Genomic DNA, 19,732 nt, shown 5'->3' with positions numbered 1-19,732 from the left:
GGGAGTGCCAGCCCGCCAAGCCGCAGGCAGCGGTGGCCGGTCCGGGCGCCGCGCTGCAGCACGACGACCCGCACAACTCCCCACCAGCGGCACAGGCTTCGCCGGCGAAGCACCGGTGTGCGAGGCTTCCCGCCCGGGGGCGCCCTTACAGACGGGCGCACAGTCCCATGGGGAGACCATGAGCGAGCAGGCACACAGCGCCGACACAGCGATCCGCGACTACATCCGCGCGCTGCTCCGGCAGGACCTCGCCGACGAGACGACCCGGCTCGAGCTGGTCACCAAGTACGAGGCGGCCGGACACCGCATCGTTGAGGGCGGCCAGGAAGACCAAGACTCGTGGTCGATCTGCGACTGGCGTACCCGTGAGGTCCTCGCGTCCGGCACCGACGGCCTGGACGGCTACACCGCCGCGGTCAAGCGCCTGGACCCCGACAACCGGTGGATAGACATCGACCACATCACCAGCGAGGCATACGGAGAAGACGACGAGGACCACGAAGGCCCCGATTCTGCGCTCCCGGCCAGCCTCGAGGGCGCCCTGGAGGACTGGATCGGCAGCGCGCGCACCTCGAACGAGGATGTAGCCATGGTCGTGGGATGGAGCGTCGACGAGGTGGCCCGGCACCGGACCTACGCCTGACCCGCCCCGCACTCGCGACGGCCCGCCCCCGGCACCCCGCCCGGGGCGGGCCGTCGCCATACCCGCCGCGCCCGGCGGAGGCGTACGCGCACGGACTGCGCGGAGTTCCCCGACTTGTACGACTGCATCCCGGCGAGGCCTGCGCGCCCGGTACGGACATCTGCCCGACCGTGAAGTGCTGGTACTTTGCGCGCACGTTGCGAGGAGGGGATGTCGGTGGAAGACGAGAGAGATCGCATGAACCGGTGCATTGCGTTGATAAATGCCCTGGAATTTCGCGGGGGAATGTTCGTCGCCGCTGTGGGGCCGCACATGATCAGACACCAGACCATCCAGTCCGTGGAAGACGCCCGCATGATGCGGCAGTACGGCGGCAGCGCCCCCGGTCCGCGGACCATGTGGCTGTACAAGGAGAGTTCGCGTGGCGCGCCGAAGTGCTACGCCGAGCGGTGCGGCTACGAAGCCGACTTCCGGCTGACTCGGGTGCGGGGTCTGTTCCGTCGGCCCTTCGAGCGGTTCGCCTGTGTTGACCACGTCAAGGCGGCGCGGTTGGAGCTGGGGCGGACGCCGGGCACCAGGAGCCGCTAGCCGCCCTGGCCTGATCCGGTGGGGTAGCGGCGCGTGTGGCTCTCCCGAAGGGCCGCGACCCAATTCGGTCGGTGCATCTTTGAGGGTGCTCGGTGATGGGGCTGCCCGAGCCGGCCCGACTGCAAAGCCGTGCCCGCCAAGGAGAGCCGCCGTGACCGGACCGAACCCGGCTCGTCCGTATCCCGCGCCCCGACTTCGCCGACGTCCGCCGCCGAGGTGGCCGCCGAGCTCCTCGGCTCCGCCCTTGCCGACGTCGCTTTCGCTTGCGACCGATGGCTCCCTGATCGTGGCCGTCGCCCGGCCGTGGGGCATCGACACCCATCGGGTCGCCGAGGAAGGCCAGGCCACCGCGCCCGGGCAGCCGCCCAGCCCGGCGCGGGGGTTGTTGCGGGCGTTAAGCCGCGGCAGGCCAGTGTCTCCGGTGCCGGGCCCGGGACGGCGGTGACCACACCCCGCCCTCCCGGGCCCGGGACCACACACCCTTCCCGGCGGCCGCCGGCCGGACCGCCCCTTCCCCTCCCGGAGCGCCCTGCCATGCGTTTCCAGCAGCCCACCATCGACACGGCCAGCCCCGAAGGCTGCCGCATCACCGACCTGTTCGACCGGTTCAAGGACCAGGAGCACGGTGACGACAACTGGAGCGGCGCCGACGTCACCCAGATCCTGACCACCTGGTTCGGCGAGATGGGCTTCGACACCGAAGGCCCCGCCTACGTCGCCTTCACCACCACGCCGCTCGACATCGACCCCGTCATCGCCCGCACCGCCACCCTCATTGGATGGCGGCTCGTCCGGTACGACGACGCCCGCGGGTTCTTCGAAGCCCCCGGCGACCTGGTCATCGACTTCGCCGTCACCTACGACATCGACGGCACGACCGTCTTCGCCCTGGACCCCGCCCTGGGTGGCTCCAAGAGCGTCGAAGGCCCACAGAAGCTGCGCCTGTCCCCGCTCATGACCACCGTCGGCGCGAGCTCGTTCCTGACCGCCAAGCTCTACGAGTTGCGGCTGCAGACCAAGGAGTGGGCGCTCACCGCAGCCCGAGGCCGCTGACCACCCCCGGCCCCTCCCGCGAACCTGGCCCGCCCCCGGCCCCGCCCGGGGACGGGCCGCCGGCATCCCCACGCTCCCGGCTCCCAGCCTGGCGCCTCAGCTTCGGCCGTCCCGTTCGGGGCCGGGGTGGCGTGCCTAGGTACCGCCCCCGGCACGGTGCCGCCCCACCAATCCGGCCCGCTGAGGAGGCCCCGCACCCGTGACCCGCCACGCCATGCCGTACCGCCCGTTCCCCTGTAACGAATGCCCCTGGCTCCTCGACGCACCCCCCGGCCGGTTCCCCGCGCAACGCTTCAAGGAGCTCCGCGCCACCAGCGTCCAGCCCGACCCGACAGACGACGACGCCTACCAGGCCGCAGCCCTCGGCCAGCAACCCAAGTTCGGCTGCCACAAAGGCGCCCCCGGCAGCGGCGAAGACCTCGCCTGCGCCGGATGGCTCGCCGTCGCCGGACACCAGAACCTGTCCGTCCGCCTCGCCGTGATCACCGGCTCCCTGCCCGCCAGCGCCCTCACCCCGGGCCCGAACTGGCCCCCGCTGCACGACTCCTACGACGCTATGGCCGCAGCTCACAACCCGCCCCAGAACCCGGCCGACGACGGGCCGCCCGCGCCCTGACCCAGGACCTCGCCGCCTGCGACCACTACACCCTCGTCCCCACCCGCCGCTGAACCGCCGCAGCCCCGGCTCGCGCCCTCCCGCGCGAGCCGGGGCCCGGCACGCACCAGCGACCCGAGGACCGGGCCGTTGCGTGTTCATCCGCGCATGACCACCTCAGCGTCCCTCCTCGCTCTGGGGTTGCGGGCGTAACGCGCACCGACGACACCATCCCCGCATGACCACCATCGACCACGACAAAGCCACCGAAGCCCCGGAACTGAACGCCGAGCACGCCACCAACCCCGGGCCGGCCGCCGCACCCACCGTCGCCCGCAACGCGTTCGAGCAGGCAGCCAGCGGCGCCCTGGAGGCTCTGCGGCCCGGCCGCTACACCCTCCGCGTCTGCGAAGACCCCCGCGATCTCTGCGACCGGGGACGCTGCGGCACGCAGTCCACCCGCGCAAGCGGCACCCTCGCCGAGATCCAGGCGCTCACCACGGCGTTCCGGCACGCGTGGGTCGCCGACGAGAACGGCACCCCCGTGGCCGGGTACCGCCCCGGGCAGCGCGTCACGTCCACCACGCACGGCGACTCCGGCACGGTCATCACCTACGTTTCCGGCGACGACCACCACAACAGCCTGACTCGCATCGTGTGGGACAACACCGGCGACCGGGAGGTCTACAGCAACACCCTGCGCCCCGCCGACAACCCGACAGCCGCCCCCACCGACACCGTCGCGCTCATCCGCGCCAACGACATCCCGACGCTCCTGCCCAGTTACCTGCTGCGGCTGCACGTCGAACTGACCGCCCACGCCGCCACTGTCCACGACACGTCGCGCTACTGGCACCTGCTCAGTGCCATCACCCACGTGGAGGACGTCCAGGCACAAGAGGTTCCCGTGCCCGCCGACCTGGACGCCGTACTCACCCGCGTGAACGCCGCTCTCGCCGTCTGACGCCCCCGGCCCGCCGCGCCGCGACCCGCCCCACGCGCCCCGGCCCCCGGCACGCACCAGCGACCGGGGAACCGGGGCCGCTCCGCTTTCAGCCGCGCATCACGACCCCGGCCCTTCTCCTCTGAAGTTGCGGGCCTAACGCGTGCCACCACCACCGTCCCCGCATGACCACCGACTACCACGCCGCCGCGACCACCACGGGCGACGCCCTCTCGCTCCTCGAAGAGAACGGCGACTTCGGCCACGCCCGCGACACCGACCCCACCTGGCCCGCCCAAGCCGAACGCGCCGCCGTCCTCGCGCTGCGCCGCTTCCACGACGCCCTGATCACCCCCGGCAGCGCCCAGCCGCCCACCGGCGAAGGCGAGTACCAGGTCACCTGGATCATCCAGATCGACGCCGACAGCCCCGCACACGCCGCCCGCAAGGCCCTGGCACGCCAGCTCCGCCCCGACAGCGAGGCCCGCTTCTTCGACGTCACCTGCTTCGACCGCCCGACCGGCACCGTCGAGATTGACCTCACCCCGCAGACCACCGGCACCGACCCCTACACCGTCCTCACCCAAGACGACCGCGCCCGCCTCCTGGCCGCGCTCCTCACCAGCGGCCCCAAGGCCCGCGTCACCGCCCTGCGCCGTCTGGACTCCTACGAGCTGCACCACCTGATCGGCGAGTGCCAGGAAGCCGCCCGACCCAAGGACGAAGCCGCCCTCCTCGACTCCGTCCGTGAGAGCCTTGCCGCCCTCACCCCCGACAACGGCCTGGCCAGCGCCACGCCCGTCACCCACGTCCGGTTCACCACCAGCGCCCGAGAAGACGGCTACGCCTACAGCACCTGCCGCGTCCGGCTGTTCCACACCGACGGCGCCGTCTCCACCGTCGACCTGCACGACACCGCAGAAGCCCTCACCGACCTGTCCCAGCTGGACGACGTCGGCTCCTGCTCGACCTACACCCTCGACCTGGCCGCCGGCACCGCCGACGAGGACGACGCCGAGGACCCCGACCTGCTCCACCCCTGACCCCCGCCGCCACCGACGGCCCCGCCCCGCCTCGCCAGGAGGGCGGGGCCGTCCGCGTCTGTCACCCCGCCCGAGGGGTTGCTCGCCTTGCGCCCCGCGCCACCACCGTCACCGCCACGCCCCGGCCCTTGGCTCTACGCCGCCGGGAAACCCCGACCCGCTGGAAAGCAGGCCACCGTGACCGAACCCGAACCCGAGCCCCTGACCGTCGACGAGCGCGCGCAGCTCCTGGCCCAGCTCCTCACCGAACACACCGTCGTCGCCGGCGCGCTGGCGCTGCTCCCGTCCTTCGAACTGCACCACCTCGTCGGAGCCTGCGAACAGGTCATCGCCCACGTCGAAGGCGCCGCCCTCCTCGAAGCCATCAACGAAGACCTCGCCGCCCTCACCCCCGACAACCGCCTGGCCAGCGCCACGCCCGTCACGCACGTCCGGTTCGTCGTCACCGAACACGACAGCGGACTCCTGGAGTACAACCCGGACGACGCCCGCCTGTTCCACGCCGACGGCGCCGTCTCCACCGTCGACCTGCCCGCCACCGAGGAAGCCCTGACCGAGTTCTCCGAGCTGTTCAACCTCGGCACCCTGTCGGTCCTCACCCTCGACCTGGCCACCGGCGCCATCACCAGCGACGCCACCACCACCCCCGACACCCTCGCCATCTGACCCAACCCGCGACGCGGCCCCGCCCCCAGCCCGGACACCCCCGGCCCGGCGGCGGAGCCCGCCGTTTCCCGCCACCAGCACCGCACCCCCGCACCCGCGTCCCACCCCCCGGCACCCCGACCGCCACAACGCCCCGCCGACCCGCCCGGCCGCCTACCGTTCCCCGCGGACCCGCAACCTGGAGAGGGGGAACGCCGCACCGTGCACACCATCCCGATCAGCGAACTCGGCGACCTGCCCGGCCTGTTCACCACCGTCGACCACATCACCGTCACCGAGACGAACCCGGCCACCGGCACCACCGACGCCGTCACGCTCCCCCCGCCCCTGATCCGCCGCACCACCCGACGCGACGGCACCACCGCGTGGATCCTCACCCCGCCCGGCATCGCCGAACGCATCCACATCGAGGGCGACCAGACCCCCGTCACCGTCCACTACAAGCCCGTCCCCGCACCCGCAGTCGCCAGCCCCACACCGGCGCCCGCACCGGCACCAGCCGGCGCGCCCCACCAGCAGCAGACCGCGTGGACCCACCCCGCACCCCAGACCCCCTACACACCCGCACCCGCGCCCGCCCGGCCCGCCGCGCCCTGGACCACCCCGCCGCCCCGCACCTGACCCCCGGCACCCCCGGCCCCGGCCACCCGCAAATCTGCGGGCGACCGGGGCCGCCCCACGCCTTGCCGCCATAACCACGCCACCGGCCACGCTCGGCACACCCCAACCACACCCCGGCCAGGAGACCCGCATGCGCATCGACCTCTACGCCAACTGGTCCGACGTGATCCAGCACTCCGCCACAGACCTGCCCGAGGACCAGCCCCGCGACGCCATCGTGCAGACCGCCCGCGCCCTGCTCGCCGACCACCCGCACACCGGCACGGCCGCCGTCCGCGCCGACAACTCCGCGCCCCGACTCTTCGTCTACAGCGACGGCCGCGTCCGCGACGCGATCCTCTGACCCCCGCCCCGCACACACCCGGCCCCGGCCACCCGCAAGACGGGTGACCGGGGCCGACGTATGCCGTCTCCCGGCCAGCGCTCACCCCACCGGCACTCCGGCACCGGCCACCAGCCCACGACCCACGACCGGCTCCACCCCGCCCTGACCCCGCGACGTCCCCGACCGCGCCACGCCACCACCCTGATCCGCCGCCACGCCCGCTACGCCCGGCCCGCCGTCTCCGCCGGCTTCCCGCGCCAGCCGCCGCAGCTCCTTCACCCGCTCCGCCGACACCCCCAACCTGCGCCCGCACGCCACCACCGTCTCGCCCGCCTCGCCCATCGCCACCACCACCTGCGCCGCCTGCAAGCGGGCCTGACGCATCCGCTCCTCACCCCGCGCCCGCACCCGCCGCACCTCAGCCTCCACCTCCTCCGCGATCCGACCCGCGTCCTCCTGCGCCAGCTCGAAATCCGCCGCCAGCTCATCCAAGGACGCCTCCCGCAGACGCCGCGCCTGCTCAGCCTCCTCAGCCGCCCGCCGCTCCTCGGCCAACCGCGCCTGGACCCGCTCCAACGCCGCCCGACGCCGCGCCAGATCCTTCGCCCCCCGGCTCTTCCCGCTACTGGACATGCCGATCGCCTCCCGGCGCTCACCGGCCCGCCCAGCGCAGGCCGCCGCCCGGCAGTCTCACCCCGCCAGGCCCGCCGCTCACCGGCCCAGACGCGCCCGTCCCAGGCCCCTGGACTTGCTTCGGGGTGAGTGGTCCCGCAGGCGGGATGTCCCGGTCGTGACGGGTGATTGGTGGAGTGTTACCTGGTCCGCTCGGCCCCGGCGGTGTCGGTCTGCTGTGGGTGGCTGTCGTGAGTGGGGCTGATAGTTCCCCGGCTGGTGAGGGCCGGTGCGCCGCACACCTCTAGCACTTTTGGCCGGGCGGGCCTGCGGTTCCGCCGGGCGGGATGCGCCGCAAGGTCGTTTCCACCGGTACGGGAGGACTGGGCGGATCAGGTGTTCGGGCCCGCCGCGCACGGCGGTGGTGGTGGTGCACTGGTCGGGTGGGGATGACAGTGAAAGGGATCACGGCCGCCAGCTATCCGTACTACCGGCACAACATCGCGGCGGCGGACGGTGCCCGTGGCAGTGAAGCCGCGGTGTCCTCGAGCACGCCCGGTGTTCCGGTCGGGGAGTGGCACGGCGCGGCGGCGGTGCGGCTGGGTCTTGCCGGGGAGGTGACCGAGCCGCAGATGCGGGCGCTGTTCGGGCTGGGCATGCACCCGGACGCCGAGGCGATCGTGGCGATCCAGACGCGCGCCGGCGCAGGTGCCGCCCGGGCGATGCGGGCTGCCAAGCTCGGCCCGGCGCTGCCGAATCTGGCGGAGTCCTCGCCGCTGGACCGGCAGATCGAGCAGGCTCTGGACATCGCCAGTGAGCGGGTGTGCCGGCCGCTGACCAAGGCCGAAGCCAAGCAGGTGAGGATGGCGGTCGCCGCGCAGGCCTTCCGCGCCGAGTATCACCGGACGCCGGACAGCGGGGCGGAGCTCGGCCGGTTCCTGGCCGCCCGCACCGGCCAGCAGCGGCAGGCCCGCACCGGTTTCGACCTGACGTTCTCCTCCGAGGAGCTGTCGCTGCTGTTCGCTCTTGGCGACGAAGCAGTGCGCCGCACGGCCCTTGAGGTGCAGCAGGCCGCCCGGGCGGAGACCGTGGCCTGGATCGAGAACCACGCGCTGGCGGTGCGAAGCGGCGCCGGGGGCGTCGTCCAGGAGCAGGCAGTGCCGGGGGTGCTGGCCACGGTGTACCTGCACTACGAGTCGCGGGCCGGGGACCCGATGCTGCACGAGCACGTCGTGATCAGCCCCCGCGTCCAAGGGCCCGACGGACGCTGGAGGAACTTGGACAACCGGCTGCTGTACCGGGAGATCGTCGCCGCTTCCGAGCTGTTCAACCAGCGGGTCCTGGAGCTGCTGTGCGAGCGGCTGGGCCTGCGGACCGAACCGGTCGAAGTCACCCCCGGGCAGCGGCCGGTGATGCGCATTGCGGGCATCGACGCCAGGCTGCGGGAGCTGTTCTCCCAGCGCGGCACAGCCATCCGCATCACCGCCGAGACCCTCTTCGACGACTATGCACGCCGTCACGGGCGGCAGCCTGGACCGGCAGCACGGACCCGGCTGAAGGGCCAGGCGACGCTGCTGACCCGGCCGGCCAAGCGTGCCGCCCGCTCGTTGGACGAGCTCCTGGACCACTGGCGGCGCCGTGCGGTCGCCGCCACCGACCAGGCCACCGTCGACGGGCTTCTGGATGCGGCACAGGCAGCTGCCCACGTTGCGGCCCCGGTAGCCGTCCGTCGCGCCACCACCCCGGTCGACGTTGATGTCGCCGCGGCCGCCGCCGCGGTGCTCGCCGAAGTCGCCGCGCACCGCACCACCTTCCGCCGCCGGCACGTTCTGGCCGAAGCCCGCCGCTACCTGATGCGCACCCTGGCCGGGGCGACCGCACCATCCGGCGCCGCCGACCGGATTGCCGACCAGGCGCTCGCTGATGCGGACTGCCTCGAGGTCACACCGCCGGACATCAACCCGAGCCACCCGGAGCTGACCCGACCGGACGGCACCTCGGTCTACCAGCCGATCGGAGCCCGCACCTACACCACCGCGACGCTGCTGGCCGCGGAGAACCGGCTGCTGGCCGCCGCCCGCACCGACGTGATCCCGCCGGTCGGGCGGGAAGCGTTCGCCCGCGCGGCCGCCGTGCACGACGGGCCGCTGGGCGCCGCGCAACGCGAGCTTGCCGCGTCCTTCGCCCTGTCCGACAAGCTGTTGCTGGCCGGGCTGGGACCGGCCGGATCCGGCAAGACCACCTCCATGCGGCTGCTGGCCGCCGCCGCCCACGCCGCCGGCAGCCGGGTCATCCCGCTCGCGCCTTCCGCCCGCGCCGCCAAGGTCCTCGGAAGCGACCTGCGCCTGCCCGCGCACACCCTGCACTCCTGGCTGCACCAACGCGAACTGGCCGCCCAAGGCCACGACACCGACGACGCCTTCGCCCTGCGGCCGGGCGACGTGGTCCTGGTCGACGAGGCCGGCATGGCCGGCACCCGCCTGCTCGACAAGATCCTCGCCGAAGCCACCGCCGCCGGGGCCGTGGTGCGGCTGCTCGGCGACCCGCACCAGCTCGCCGCGATCGAATCAGGCGGCGCGCTGCGCCTGATCGCCGGTGCCGGGGGAGCGGTCGAACTGGACCGGCTGCACCGTTTCCGCACCCCCGGCGAAGCCGACGCGTCCCTGGCCCTACGCGACAGCAAGCACCCCGCCGAGGCCTTCACCTGGTACCGCGACCGCGGCCGCGTCACCGCCGGCCCCGGCCAGCTGATGCACCAGGCCGTCTTCGAAGCGTGGGCCGCCGACACGCTCGCCGGGCGGACCACGCTGATGACCGCTGCCGACACCGCGACCGTCACCGCGCTCAACGCCCGCGCCCAGGCCTGGCACATCGCAGCCGGCCGGCTCGACACCCGCAGCTCGATCGCCCTGCGCGCCGGGGCCCGCGCGCACGTCGGCGACATCATCGTCACCCGCCTCAACGCCCGCCGCATGAGCGTGCGCGGCGGCCGCGACTTCGTGAAGAACGGCGACACCTGGACCGTCCAGGCCGTCGACCCCAACGGGGAGCTTGTCGTCCGGCACACCGGCCACCACGGCCGCATCCGGCTGCCCGCCGACTACGTGGCCGGGCACTGCGAACTCGGCTACGCCTCCACCATCCACCGCGCCCAGGGCATGACCGTCGACACCTCCCACGCCCTGGCAACCCCCGCCTCCGGCCGCGAAGGCGTCTACGTCCAGCTCACCCGCGGCCGCCACACCAACCGCCTGTACGTCGCCCTCGACCACGACGGCCAAGACCTCAACGACGTCCTCACCGGCATTGCCGCCCGCCGCCGCGCACAGCTGTCCGCGACCGAGACGATCGCCGACCTCCAGCGCCACGCCACCGCCCCCGGCACCCTCGCCGCCCAGTACGCCGACGTCGCCCGGCGCGCCACCACCGCCCGACTGACCGGCGTCCTCGAGCACACCCTCGGCCTGGACCGCGCCGCAGCGTTCCTCGCCGCCGACGCCTTCCCCGCCCTCATCCGCGCCCTCGCCGACGCCGAACGCACCGGATTCGACCTGCCCCGCCTGCTCACCCGCACCCTCACCGGCCGCGCCCTGGCCGACGCCGACGACATCGCCGCGCTACTCACCTGGCGGCTGCGCCGCCACCTCACAGACGCCGCACACGCGGCCACCACCACCCCGCAAAGCCGCCCGCTGGCGCACCTGACCCTCGACCAGCTGCACAACCTCGCCCACCTCGCGGCCGCCCACCGCACGGCCGCGCACACCGAACTCCAAGCCGCCGACGCCGCCATGAGCGTCCTCCCCGCACCAGTGACGACACGCGACGGGATCACCCATCCGGCCTGGCCCGACCGCCCCCATGGGCCGCTGACCCGCACCCAGCTTGCCGCTGAAATCGCCACCGCCCGCGCCGCCTACCGCGACGCCGCCCGCACCGGCACACCACTGTCACCCGCCGCTCGGGCCACCATCGCCGCCCTGACGGCCGAGACCGCCCTGCGCCGCACCCTGCCGTGGAAGCAGGCCGCCCGCGAGGACTGGCAGCGCGACCGCGGCCGTCACCACACCGGCAGCGGCAGCCTGGCCGCCACCCGACGCCACCACCACGACCGCGCCGACGCCAGCAAGGAGCGGCAGTTCCACGCCCGGACCGCGCTCGCCCGCGCCGACGCCATCACCGGCCGGATCGACGCCGAACTGCGGCTGCGTGACCGCCTGCCCGACCACCTTCCGCACCAGCCGAACCAGCACGCCGACATTCCCGACTGGGCCGCCGACCGCACCTGCCTCACGCACCCCGACACCCCGGGCCACTGGCGCCAGCACCTTGCCGAACGCCACCGCATCCTCGCCCGCGCGGTGACAGCCCGCGGCCACACCCTCGCCGACCACCCGCCGGCCTGGGCCCGCCCGCTCGGCCCGCCACCGCCTGCGACCTCGCCCAACCGGCGCGCCGCCTGGGCCACCACCTGCGCCCTGGTCGAACTGTGGCGGACCCGCCACGCCATTACCACGGTGCCCGGCCTCGGCCCCCGCCCGGCCGACCCCGGCGACGCCGCCGCCTGGGACGCCATGACCGCCCGCATCCGCGCCTTCAACGGAAGCCGCCACCCGATGCACACACCACCGCCCGGCGCACCCGCCTCCGATGTCCTGGCTGCCGTCCTGGCCCACCTCGACAGCCCGCCGCCCGGCGGCGCCTACGCGCTGCCCGCGCATCCGGCCGTACGCGACCCGCACGGCATCGCACCCCTGAACAACGCCGCCGCCGACGCCCGCCTGGCCCGCAGCGCGCTGGCCGCAGCGCTCGCTGGCGAGGCGGCACCCGAGGCCTGGATCGGCGCCATCACCGCGCCGGATGAGGACAACGAGGACGAGCAGCACGCCTACACCCGGCTCGTCACCGCGCTCGCCGACTACCGCCGCCGTCACCACCGCGCCGGCTCCGACATCCTCGGCCCACGCCCGTCCGGCATCGACGGCCAGGAATGGGACCACCTCACGGACGCCATCGACCTGTACACCCGCGCCCGCATCGAGGCCCGCCTGGAGCAGTTGCGCCAGCGCACCGAGGCTGCCCGCGCCGACCTTCCCGCGGCTCCGCGGGTACCGCCTCCGGCCCCGCGAAGGGGTAACCGGAACGGCCACCGCACCGGCCGCCCTCGCCCGCGCCGCCGCTGACCACCACGGGTTCGTGTGAACGCCGAGAGGGTCCGTGACCCGCAGCGGCGGAATTTCCTTGGTGAAACGCCGGGCGCGTGTCATCATCGGCTTCGGCACTCCGCAGACCCTCCCGGACGTCAATCCGATGACGCGCTTGAGAATTGACGTTACGGCGGCTCGCGGGTAAGATGGAGGCGTAACAACGAGGAAGTGATCAGGTACACCGTAGGCCCCCGCAGTGGGGCCGTTCGTGTACCCGGTGACCTCCTCTTTTGCGTTTTATGCACGTTCGAGGACTAATCCTCAAGCTTCACCAAGGGGTGAAATATGACACTCATTTACATGACGGAGGTTACTCATGCTGCCCACCAACGACCACCACAACATGCAGGTCAGGACGCCTTCTACTGCGGAGGACCGTGTTCGGCGCCTGCGGAGGGCGACCACGGTCATCGCGTTGGCGCTCCTTGCTGCCGTGGTCGCCGCGACGTCCGGCCATAACGATGCGTCCGTGTTCCTCGCGTTCGCCCAGTCGTACGGAGACATTAGTGAAAGCCTGGATGTCCTAATGGAAGAGTTTGGTTACCTGAAGAAGAAGGTGAAGGCGAAGGTTAACAAGTGGCTTAATCGCTGACGCATCGTTAGCACGCGACAATATGTGACTCTTGAGCGAATAATTTAACAGCCTGCCAGGTGAACGAAAATTGTTCCCTGGCGTTTTTTCTGCCAAAAATCCCCCCATTATCCTCGGTTTAATAGTGGGGGGATTATTCATGCGGTCCTGCGTACTTCCCGCCGGACGGGGCGTTGGTGCAGGTCAGGGGCCAATGGCGGCCGCCCGCAGGGCGGTGGTGGTCTGCAGGCCGACCACAGCTTCGAGCGGGTAGGGGGCGGGCGTGGTCGCCTGCAGGTCGTTGATCCAGCCGCCGAAAGCCTCGGCGACCGCGGCGTGTTCGGCCTCCAGCGGGGCCGGGCGGGCAGCAACGGGCTCGGCGGTGAGGGCGCGCAGCAGCATCCCGGCGGCGCGCAGCGGGAAGGAGATGGCGCCGTCGTCGGAGGCCGCGTACTGGCCCCGGGTGACCGGCCCGCCGGCCATGGAGTCCCACAGCGTCGCGCAGCCGGTGGCCGCGCGCAGGGTGTCGGTGACGGCGTCGGTGAACACCGCGGTGTCCCTCGGCAGGTGGGGCAGCACCCGGTCCAGACACGCCTTCAACAGCTCGGCGCGCTCAGAGAGGGTCGCGGCGGCGCGGCGCATTAGGTCGGCGTAGCCGCTGCCGTCCGGGCCGCCGGTGTACGGGGTGGGCAGGGTACGGGCGGGCCACAGCGGCACCTCGGGCATGACGGCGATCGCGCCGTCGGGGAGGTGGTGCAGGCTGCTCGCGCCGTGGGAGGGTCTGTCCTTGCCGGGCGGGGTGATGACCATTTCGTGGGCGGGCGGCATGAGGTGCACGGCTGGGCCGTCCTTGGCCCAGCCGGCGGTGTCGATGCCTTCGTGGCTGAGCGGGATCCGGTGCCGAGCGGCGGTGTCGCGCAGCGCCGTCGACAGGGCCGGGTGCGGGCGGTTCATCACGAAGAAGGCTCCGCCGAAGTCGGCATTGTGGAGGTCGATGTAGACCTCGGGCCGCAGCGTGGTGAGCAGCTGGTGCAGGATTGTGGTCTCCGGCAGCGGCCGGTCCCAGCCGGGCGCGGGGAACGTCCACTCCGGCTGCCTGGCCATCGGCGGCCGGTAGAAGTGGCGGTGGTAGGCGTCCAGGTCCAGCGGCCGGCTGGTCCAGTGCTCGTTGAGGGCGGCCCCGTCCGGGTCGATGCAGCCCACCAGGTGCCAGGTGCAGCCGATCGAACCGGTCCAGCGACTGGTGCGGGTGAGCAGCCGGGCCAGCGCGACGATGGTCAGGTTTCCGGCAGGCTCGTTCGGGTGCGGGCCCGCGACGACCAGGACGTGCCGCGGGCCTCCGGGGACGGTCAGCATCGTGACCGGGCGGCCGCCGCGCGACGGCCCGAGCCGCTCCCGGCGGCACGCGGGGTGGGCTTCGGCGATGCGGGCGAGCTCGCGGTCGACGTCGCCAGGTGAGGGGAACGTGTGCCGGGAGCTCCACGGCGCGAGGTCGATCTCGTCCGGTCCTAGCAGCGCTTCCATGCAGCCCTCGTCCCCTCGTCCGGCCACCCACCGGGGGTGTGGTTTCCCGCCACCATCCCGTACCGCGGGAGATCGTGGATCAAGTCTGGCCAATCAGACGGGCGTTGGTTGCCCCCACGTCGTGGCGGTGCTGCGATGAGGCCCTTCCCATCGGCCTCGCCCACGAGGAGTCATCATGTCCAAGCTGACCAAGACCACCGCGAAGACCCCGGCCGCGGCCCCGGCGCGCATCGGCTTCCGCCGCCTGGAGCGCGTGGAGACCACGAACAGTCCCTGCGCCAACGCCAGTTGACCCCGCCGGCCCCGGCACGCACACGGTGAGGGCGTTGTCATGCCCCGTCGACGCCCTCACCACCTCGGGCAGGACACCACCTCGTTCTGCCCGTCAGGCCGCGCCCGCGCCGCTCTGACACCGGGCACCTGCCCGGGGCCGCGGGCGCGGCCTCCGCCCTCTTACGGGGGCCGGCTTCCTGCTCTTCGACCCGCGTTCTTCATCTGGGATGGTCATGCAGCTGCCCCGCGTGCGACCCGAGCACGGCGCCTACCGCACCACCGACGGCCGGATCCGACTCGGCAGCGGCGTGTACGGCCTCGCCACCGAGATCACCGACGGCCCACCGTGGCTGTGGGACCTGCTGACCGCCGCCGACGGCACCCGCACCCCGCAGCAAATCGCGGACACCGTACGCGCCCTGCACCCCGAAGCCGCGGCCGAGGACGTCTTCACCGCGCTGGACGACCTGATCCAGGCAGGCCACATGGACGACGCGGCCGCGTGGCCGCCGCCGGACTTCACCGAACGAGAACAGGACCGCTACGGCAGAAGCGTGGCGTACTGGCGGTGGACCGACCCGCAGCCCCGCGCCAGCGCCTGGGACGTGCAGCGCATCCTGCGCTCCGCCAAGGTGGTGGTCGTCGGTGTCGGCGGCACCGGGGGAGCGGCCGCCACGGCGCTGGCCGCCTCCGGCATCGGGCGACTGCACCTGGTCGACCACGACCGGGTGGAACTGTCCAACCTCAACCGCCAGACCTTGTTCCGCGAGCGCGACATCACCCGGCTGAAGGTCGACGCCGCCCGCGACCGGCTCCACCAGACCAACAGCGACATCACGGTCACCGGCCAGCGGTCCCGCATCACCAGCCCCGACGACCTCGCCGAGATCCTGCCCGGCTTCGACCTGCTGATGATGTGCGCCGACCAGCCCGACGACATCCGCACCTGGGCGAACGAGGCCTGCCTGAAGGCGAACCTGCCCTGGATCGACGGCGGCTACCACGGGCCGCTGGTCACTGTCGGCGCCTACGCCCCGCACATCAGCGGCGGCTGCCGGATGTGCCTGCGCCGCACCGAGGACGAGCGGTGGCAGCCCGACATCGCCGACGACACCGACCTGATCAAGACGCTGCCCAGAGCGCCCGGGCATCCGGCCACGGCGATCACCGCGGGCCTGTCCGGGCAGCTTGCCGCACACCTAGCCATTGCCCTTCTCACCGGGACGGCCGCCGTCACCCCCGGCACCATCTACGGGATCAACCTCGCAGCCCTGGGCACCGACCCGGTCCACCTCACGTCCCAGCGCCGCCCGGACTGCCCGGCCTGCGCGCCCACCCCGTGACCGCCCCCGCGCCCGCGCCGCTGCCGCCCAACGTGCCAGACGGCCCCGGCGGCGTCCCGGTGGTGCGCGAGGACAGCATCCTTGAACTGCACCCCCTCGCCGTCCGCGACGAAGACGAAGAGATCGTCGTCGGCCGCACCGACACCGGCGACTTCATCGCTCTGCCGCCCGTAGGCGCCCGCGCACTGGGTCTGCTCGCCGAAGGCCACACCCCCGCCCAGACCCGCCGCCTGCTGCGCGCGCAGACCGGGCAAAACCTCGACATCACCGGCCTGGCCACCGACCTCGTGCCGCTCGGATTCGTCGCCACCTGCGACGGCCAGCCGGTGCCCGGACCGGCCCCGCTCCGCCCGACCTGGCCGAGGCTGAGCCCGGCCGCCGTCGCATGGACCCTGCATCCGGCACTGCCGGTCCTCCTGACCACCCTGGTGGCCGTCGCGGTCTTCGTCACGGTGGGCCGGCCGCAGCTGTGGCCTGGTTACCGACAGTTGATCTGGTCCGAGCACACCGGTCTTGTCCTGCTCGTGCAGGCCGCCATCGCCTGGTCCCTGCTGGGCATCCACGAACTCGCTCACCTGATCACCGCGCGCGCCGCCGGGGTGCCCGGCCGCATCACTTTCGGCACCCGCCTGCAGTTCCTCGTCGCCCAGACCGAGGTCCCCGGCATCTGGGCCGCTCCCCGCCGCCACCGACTCACGATCTACGCCGCAGGGATGGCCACCGACGTCGCGCTCGCCTCCACCGCGGTGCTCACCGCGGCCAACACCGACGCGGGCACCGTCGTGCACCGCGTCGCGCTCATCGTCACCACCACCGTCACCATCACCCTGACGATCCAGCTGATGGCGTTCATGCGCACCGACATCTACTTCCTCATCCAGGACCTGACCGGCTGCCGCACCCTGTACGCCCACGCGGCCGCCCACGCCCGCCACCAGGCCCGCCGCGTCGCAGCGAAGCTGCGCCGCAAGCCTGCGCCCGGGACCGGCCCGCTGGCCACCCTGCCCATACGCGAGGCCCGGATCGTCCGCGTCTACACGCTGGTCTTGATCGCCGGGACCGCGATGTGCCTGACCGCCGCCGCGGCGGTCACGATCCCCTTCGACTTGCACCTGCTCACCGCCGCCGCTGGCCACCTGCTGGATCCGTCCGCCCCGGTGGCGGTGCGCGCGCTGGACGGCGGCGTGGTCCTGCTCGTGCTGCTGGCCCCCCAGGCGCTGTGGGCCCGCGCATGGTGGCGCCGCCACGGCCACCACCTGATCAACCGCCGCCGCGCCCGGGCTGCATGACCGGCCGGAAGGGCAGCCGCACGGCCAGGCCCGCAGGCTTCGGCCCGGGATCGTGCTCACCTGGATGAGGGCACGGCAGGACCGGCGACGTCCCGGGGCGGTGCAGCCGGTGTCCGTGCCAGGTCAGGCGGAGGGCGTCCCGGCGGGCGACGGGCTCGGCGTCGCGGCCGGCGCCGTAGGGGGCGGCACCGTGACGGTGACCGTCGGCGTCGGGTGCGGCTCGCGCCCCGTGTCGGTCTTCCCGTCGCCGAGCCCGAAGAGGAAGGACAGCGCGAGGATCACGGCGGCCGCGGCGGTGACGGCGCCCAGGAGGTCGCCGGCAGGCTGCTGGCCCGCGAGCGTGGGGCCTGCCTGTGCACCGCCGTGGTTGCGGCGGTAGACAAGCCAGCCCACCAGGACGGCGATGCCGAAGATCACGCCGTTGACGGGGTCGATCTGGAGGTTCAAAGGGGTTCCCTTGGGGGGTCCGGCTGGACGGGGGAAGCCCTGTGGTGGCGGACGTCAATGCGGCGCAGTCGCGGAGACTTTACCTACATCCAACAAAGAGTGACGGATACCGATGCTATGAGTCACCACCGTGGGCTTTTTTTTAACCCCAAGTCCGGATCCGGCTTCACGGATCGGCGGGAGCCCTTACGGGACAGCGCGGACACAGCAGCTCGCGCTTCATCTCATATTAGGGCAAGGGGTATTGGCCAGCGCGATCACAAAGAGTGATGGGCGGGGTGTGGGAGGCCCCGCCCCGAGGCTGCCGCCGACGGCGCCCCTTCTGCTGTCGTCGTCCGCCCAACGCCCAGGATCGAAACCGGCGCAGACGGGGTAAGACGACAGCCAGCACGCCGCGCCCCGGCCCTGGCCGCCTGGTGGGACACATGTACACCCAACCGCCTCACGGCCTGGATCGTCCGGATATCCGCTGCCGCCGTGCTCGCCCGGTAACCCATAGTGGTCCGGACGCTGTTGATAACCGACGAATGGAAGCCCTGCGTGACATCTGCGACCACCCCGGCAGCCATCGAGCGCATCCCCGGACGGGTCTGGACGATCCGCCTCGAGGGCCATGCCGACCGCACGGCCACCGTCACCTGCAGCAGCACCGCCTGCAAGATGCCGCCCCGATCCCGGGACCTCAAGGCGATGCGCACGTTCGCCGCGCAACACGCTGTTGCCCACGCCCGCGTGGCCACCATCCGGCCCGACGCGGCCTGCCACTGCCGCGCCCGGCAGTGCACCGTCCACGGCGACACCAAGGTGCTCTGCTCCGGCGGTGTCGTGCTGATCCTGCGTCACGACCCCGCGGTCGGCCGCGTGTGGACCGTGGAAGAGGTCTGCCAGGTCTGCGCCCCGCTCATCCCGCACGCCAAGCCCATGGGGACCGCCACCCGCGCCCGCACAGCCGACGTGGCCAAGCCCGCCGCGGCGACCGCAGCGGTTCCGGCGCAGGCGCGCACCAGCGTGCCGGGCGGGTTCTCCGCCCCGGCGTTCTCCTCCGCGCCCAGCGCCGGAGAGGTCGCTCCGGGCCGCGGGACCCGACCGGCCCGGCGCCGACCGCAGGGACAGCGCAGCGGCACGAGCCGCCGACGCGGCGGACAAGGCCGCTGACGCGCATGCCTGATGAGCGAGGACCCGCCGTACCGACGACGGGACCTCGCGGCCAGGAGCCGCTGACCGTCTTCACGGCGCTGGACGTGTCCGAGCCTGTGTACCGCCGCTTCACCGCCGTCCATGAGAGCGGCCACGCGGTTGCCGCACTCGCCACCGGGCAGGCCCGCGTGCTCGAGTGCGCCGTCGACGGCGAGGGCGAACGGGCCTACACCGACGTGCGGTGGGACTCGCAACAGGCGCTGCTGGTTCTCCTGCACGGCGGCCACCTCGCCCAGCAGCGGTGGCTACGGGAGCAGCACATGTGGACTGCGTTGCGGTCGTCCGCCGTACGCGCTGCCGCCAGCCACGACTTCGACGCCCTCGCCGCGACCGGCGCGACACCGGGGGAGGTGCGGCAGGCCTCCGATCAGGCCGAGGAGTTCCTCGACCGGCATTGGACAGCGGTGATGACGGTGGCCGAGCACCTTCACCAGCACGGCCGACTGACCGGAGCCGAGGTGCAGACACTCTTCACCGGCACGCCCACCAACGCGGCCGTCGCTGCCCGACTACTGACACTGGATGAAGGACACCTGACGCGGCTGGAAGCCCTGGCCACAGCACGCGAGAACCGGGCGCGGCCACGAGGGACAGCGCATCAGCCACCGTTGACGCCTCCCGCCGCGCCCCGGCCGTTCCTCGCCCCATGACAGGAGGCCGCGGGCACCGCCCGCGGACCTCGAGCCGGCTGCCGCGCAAGTTCCGTCCTGCGGACCGCCGGGCACTGTCATTTCCCGTCACGCGGGACAAACGCAGGCCGCACGCCCCGCCCGCCACGGCGACGGATCATGC

The 19,732-nt window shown here is 72.8% G+C and carries 18 protein-coding genes; 15 read left to right on the top strand and 3 right to left on the bottom strand.

Annotation, left to right across the window (positions count from 1 at the left end; genetic code table 11):
• Positions 1-178 precede the first annotated feature (178 nt).
• The 9 genes from OIE69_RS43445 to OIE69_RS43405 all read left to right on the top strand — a co-directional run bounded on the left by OIE69_RS43445 (position 179) and on the right by OIE69_RS43405 (position 6,495).
• Positions 179-643 (top strand): hypothetical protein, encoded by a 465-nt coding sequence (locus OIE69_RS43445; RefSeq protein ID WP_326581628.1) that lies wholly within the window; start codon positions 179-181, stop codon positions 641-643.
• A 312-nt stretch (positions 644-955) separates the two neighbouring features.
• A complete protein-coding gene (locus OIE69_RS43440) occupies positions 956-1,231 on the top strand; it encodes a hypothetical protein (RefSeq protein WP_326581627.1) in 276 nt (91 codons plus the stop codon).
• Positions 1,232-1,765: 534 nt separating this feature from the next.
• Positions 1,766-2,284, top strand: coding sequence for a hypothetical protein (locus tag OIE69_RS43435; RefSeq protein WP_326581626.1), 519 nt, complete (start codon positions 1,766-1,768; stop codon positions 2,282-2,284).
• Positions 2,285-2,483: 199 nt separating this feature from the next.
• Positions 2,484-2,900, top strand: a complete 417-nt coding sequence (locus OIE69_RS43430; RefSeq protein WP_326581625.1) for a DUF6283 family protein — start codon at positions 2,484-2,486, stop codon at positions 2,898-2,900.
• 217 nt (positions 2,901-3,117) lie between these two features.
• Positions 3,118-3,843 (top strand): hypothetical protein, encoded by a 726-nt coding sequence (locus OIE69_RS43425; protein WP_326581624.1) that lies wholly within the window; start codon positions 3,118-3,120, stop codon positions 3,841-3,843.
• Positions 3,844-4,007: 164 nt separating this feature from the next.
• Positions 4,008-4,865 (top strand): hypothetical protein, encoded by an 858-nt coding sequence (locus OIE69_RS43420; protein ID WP_326581623.1) that lies wholly within the window; start codon positions 4,008-4,010, stop codon positions 4,863-4,865.
• 177 nt (positions 4,866-5,042) lie between these two features.
• Complete coding sequence (locus tag OIE69_RS43415; protein ID WP_326581622.1) at positions 5,043-5,531, top strand: hypothetical protein; 489 nt, start codon at positions 5,043-5,045, stop codon at positions 5,529-5,531.
• Between the two features lie 201 nt (positions 5,532-5,732).
• Positions 5,733-6,152, top strand: a complete 420-nt coding sequence (locus OIE69_RS43410; protein ID WP_326581621.1) for a hypothetical protein — start codon at positions 5,733-5,735, stop codon at positions 6,150-6,152.
• Between the two features lie 130 nt (positions 6,153-6,282).
• Positions 6,283-6,495, top strand: coding sequence for a hypothetical protein (locus OIE69_RS43405; RefSeq protein ID WP_326581620.1), 213 nt, complete (start codon positions 6,283-6,285; stop codon positions 6,493-6,495).
• A gap of 81 nt (positions 6,496-6,576) precedes the next feature.
• On the opposite strand, the gene OIE69_RS43400 is transcribed toward OIE69_RS43405, so the two are convergent.
• Positions 6,577-7,110, bottom strand: coding sequence for a hypothetical protein (locus OIE69_RS43400; protein WP_326581619.1), 534 nt, complete (start codon positions 7,108-7,110; stop codon positions 6,577-6,579).
• Positions 7,111-7,538: 428 nt separating this feature from the next.
• Here OIE69_RS43400 and mobF point away from each other — a divergent pair, with 428 nt between their 5' ends.
• Both mobF and OIE69_RS43390 read left to right on the top strand, forming a co-directional pair.
• Positions 7,539-12,272, top strand: coding sequence for a MobF family relaxase (mobF, locus tag OIE69_RS43395; RefSeq protein WP_326581871.1), 4,734 nt, complete (start codon positions 7,539-7,541; stop codon positions 12,270-12,272).
• Positions 12,273-12,612: 340 nt separating this feature from the next.
• Positions 12,613-12,888: a hypothetical protein gene (locus tag OIE69_RS43390; RefSeq protein ID WP_326581618.1), complete on the top strand. Its 276-nt coding sequence runs from the start codon at positions 12,613-12,615 to the stop codon at positions 12,886-12,888.
• A gap of 183 nt (positions 12,889-13,071) precedes the next feature.
• On the opposite strand, the gene OIE69_RS43385 is transcribed toward OIE69_RS43390, so the two are convergent.
• On the bottom strand, positions 13,072-14,391 hold the full coding sequence (locus tag OIE69_RS43385) for a hypothetical protein (RefSeq protein WP_326581617.1): 1,320 nt from the start codon (positions 14,389-14,391) through the stop codon (positions 13,072-13,074).
• Positions 14,392-14,897: 506 nt separating this feature from the next.
• On the opposite strand from OIE69_RS43385, the gene OIE69_RS43380 reads away from it, so the two are divergent.
• Both OIE69_RS43380 and OIE69_RS43375 read left to right on the top strand, forming a co-directional pair.
• Complete coding sequence (locus OIE69_RS43380; RefSeq protein ID WP_326581616.1) at positions 14,898-16,007, top strand: HesA/MoeB/ThiF family protein; 1,110 nt, start codon at positions 14,898-14,900, stop codon at positions 16,005-16,007.
• Positions 16,004-17,296 carry a hypothetical protein gene (locus OIE69_RS43375; RefSeq protein WP_326581615.1) on the top strand — a complete coding sequence of 431 codons (1,293 nt, stop codon included), beginning with the start codon at positions 16,004-16,006 and terminating at the stop codon, positions 17,294-17,296. The genes OIE69_RS43380 and OIE69_RS43375 overlap by 4 nt, the downstream gene beginning before the upstream one ends.
• Before the next feature lie 123 nt (positions 17,297-17,419).
• Here OIE69_RS43375 and OIE69_RS43370 read toward each other — a convergent pair whose 3' ends face one another.
• Positions 17,420-17,743 carry a hypothetical protein gene (locus tag OIE69_RS43370; RefSeq protein ID WP_326581614.1) on the bottom strand — a complete coding sequence of 108 codons (324 nt, stop codon included), beginning with the start codon at positions 17,741-17,743 and terminating at the stop codon, positions 17,420-17,422.
• Positions 17,744-18,283: 540 nt separating this feature from the next.
• Between OIE69_RS43370 and OIE69_RS43365 the strand changes: the two genes are divergently transcribed.
• A complete protein-coding gene (locus OIE69_RS43365) occupies positions 18,284-18,898 on the top strand; it encodes a hypothetical protein (protein WP_326581613.1) in 615 nt (204 codons plus the stop codon).
• A 5-nt stretch (positions 18,899-18,903) separates the two neighbouring features.
• A complete protein-coding gene (locus OIE69_RS43360; protein WP_326581612.1) occupies positions 18,904-19,590 on the top strand; it encodes a hypothetical protein in 687 nt (228 codons plus the stop codon).
• Positions 19,591-19,732 lie beyond the last annotated feature (142 nt).

It is taken from the genome of Actinacidiphila glaucinigra (genome assembly GCF_035918135.1).
GTDB classification, from domain to species: Bacteria; Actinomycetota; Actinomycetes; order Streptomycetales; family Streptomycetaceae; genus Actinacidiphila; species Actinacidiphila glaucinigra.
This window is presented reverse-complemented; position numbering and strand designations above follow the sequence as displayed.

Bases quoted from the DNA above. Each gene is read 5' to 3' on its own strand.
- OIE69_RS43390 (WP_326581618.1), top strand. From the start codon at position 12,613: ATGCTGCCCACCAACGACCACCACAACATGCAGGTCAGGACGCCTTCT.
- OIE69_RS43360 (WP_326581612.1), top strand. From the start codon at position 18,904: ATGCCTGATGAGCGAGGACCCGCCGTACCGACGACGGGACCTCGCGGC.
- OIE69_RS43400 (WP_326581619.1), bottom strand. From the start codon at position 7,110: ATGTCCAGTAGCGGGAAGAGCCGGGGGGCGAAGGATCTGGCGCGGCGT.
- mobF (WP_326581871.1), top strand. From the start codon at position 7,539: ATGACAGTGAAAGGGATCACGGCCGCCAGCTATCCGTACTACCGGCAC.
- OIE69_RS43420 (WP_326581623.1), top strand. From the start codon at position 4,008: ATGACCACCGACTACCACGCCGCCGCGACCACCACGGGCGACGCCCTC.
- OIE69_RS43405 (WP_326581620.1), top strand. From the start codon at position 6,283: ATGCGCATCGACCTCTACGCCAACTGGTCCGACGTGATCCAGCACTCC.
- OIE69_RS43385 (WP_326581617.1), bottom strand. From the start codon at position 14,391: ATGGAAGCGCTGCTAGGACCGGACGAGATCGACCTCGCGCCGTGGAGC.
- OIE69_RS43445 (WP_326581628.1), top strand. From the start codon at position 179: ATGAGCGAGCAGGCACACAGCGCCGACACAGCGATCCGCGACTACATC.
- OIE69_RS43440 (WP_326581627.1), top strand. From the start codon at position 956: ATGATCAGACACCAGACCATCCAGTCCGTGGAAGACGCCCGCATGATG.
- OIE69_RS43380 (WP_326581616.1), top strand. From the start codon at position 14,898: ATGCAGCTGCCCCGCGTGCGACCCGAGCACGGCGCCTACCGCACCACC.
- OIE69_RS43425 (WP_326581624.1), top strand. From the start codon at position 3,118: ATGACCACCATCGACCACGACAAAGCCACCGAAGCCCCGGAACTGAAC.
- OIE69_RS43435 (WP_326581626.1), top strand. From the start codon at position 1,766: ATGCGTTTCCAGCAGCCCACCATCGACACGGCCAGCCCCGAAGGCTGC.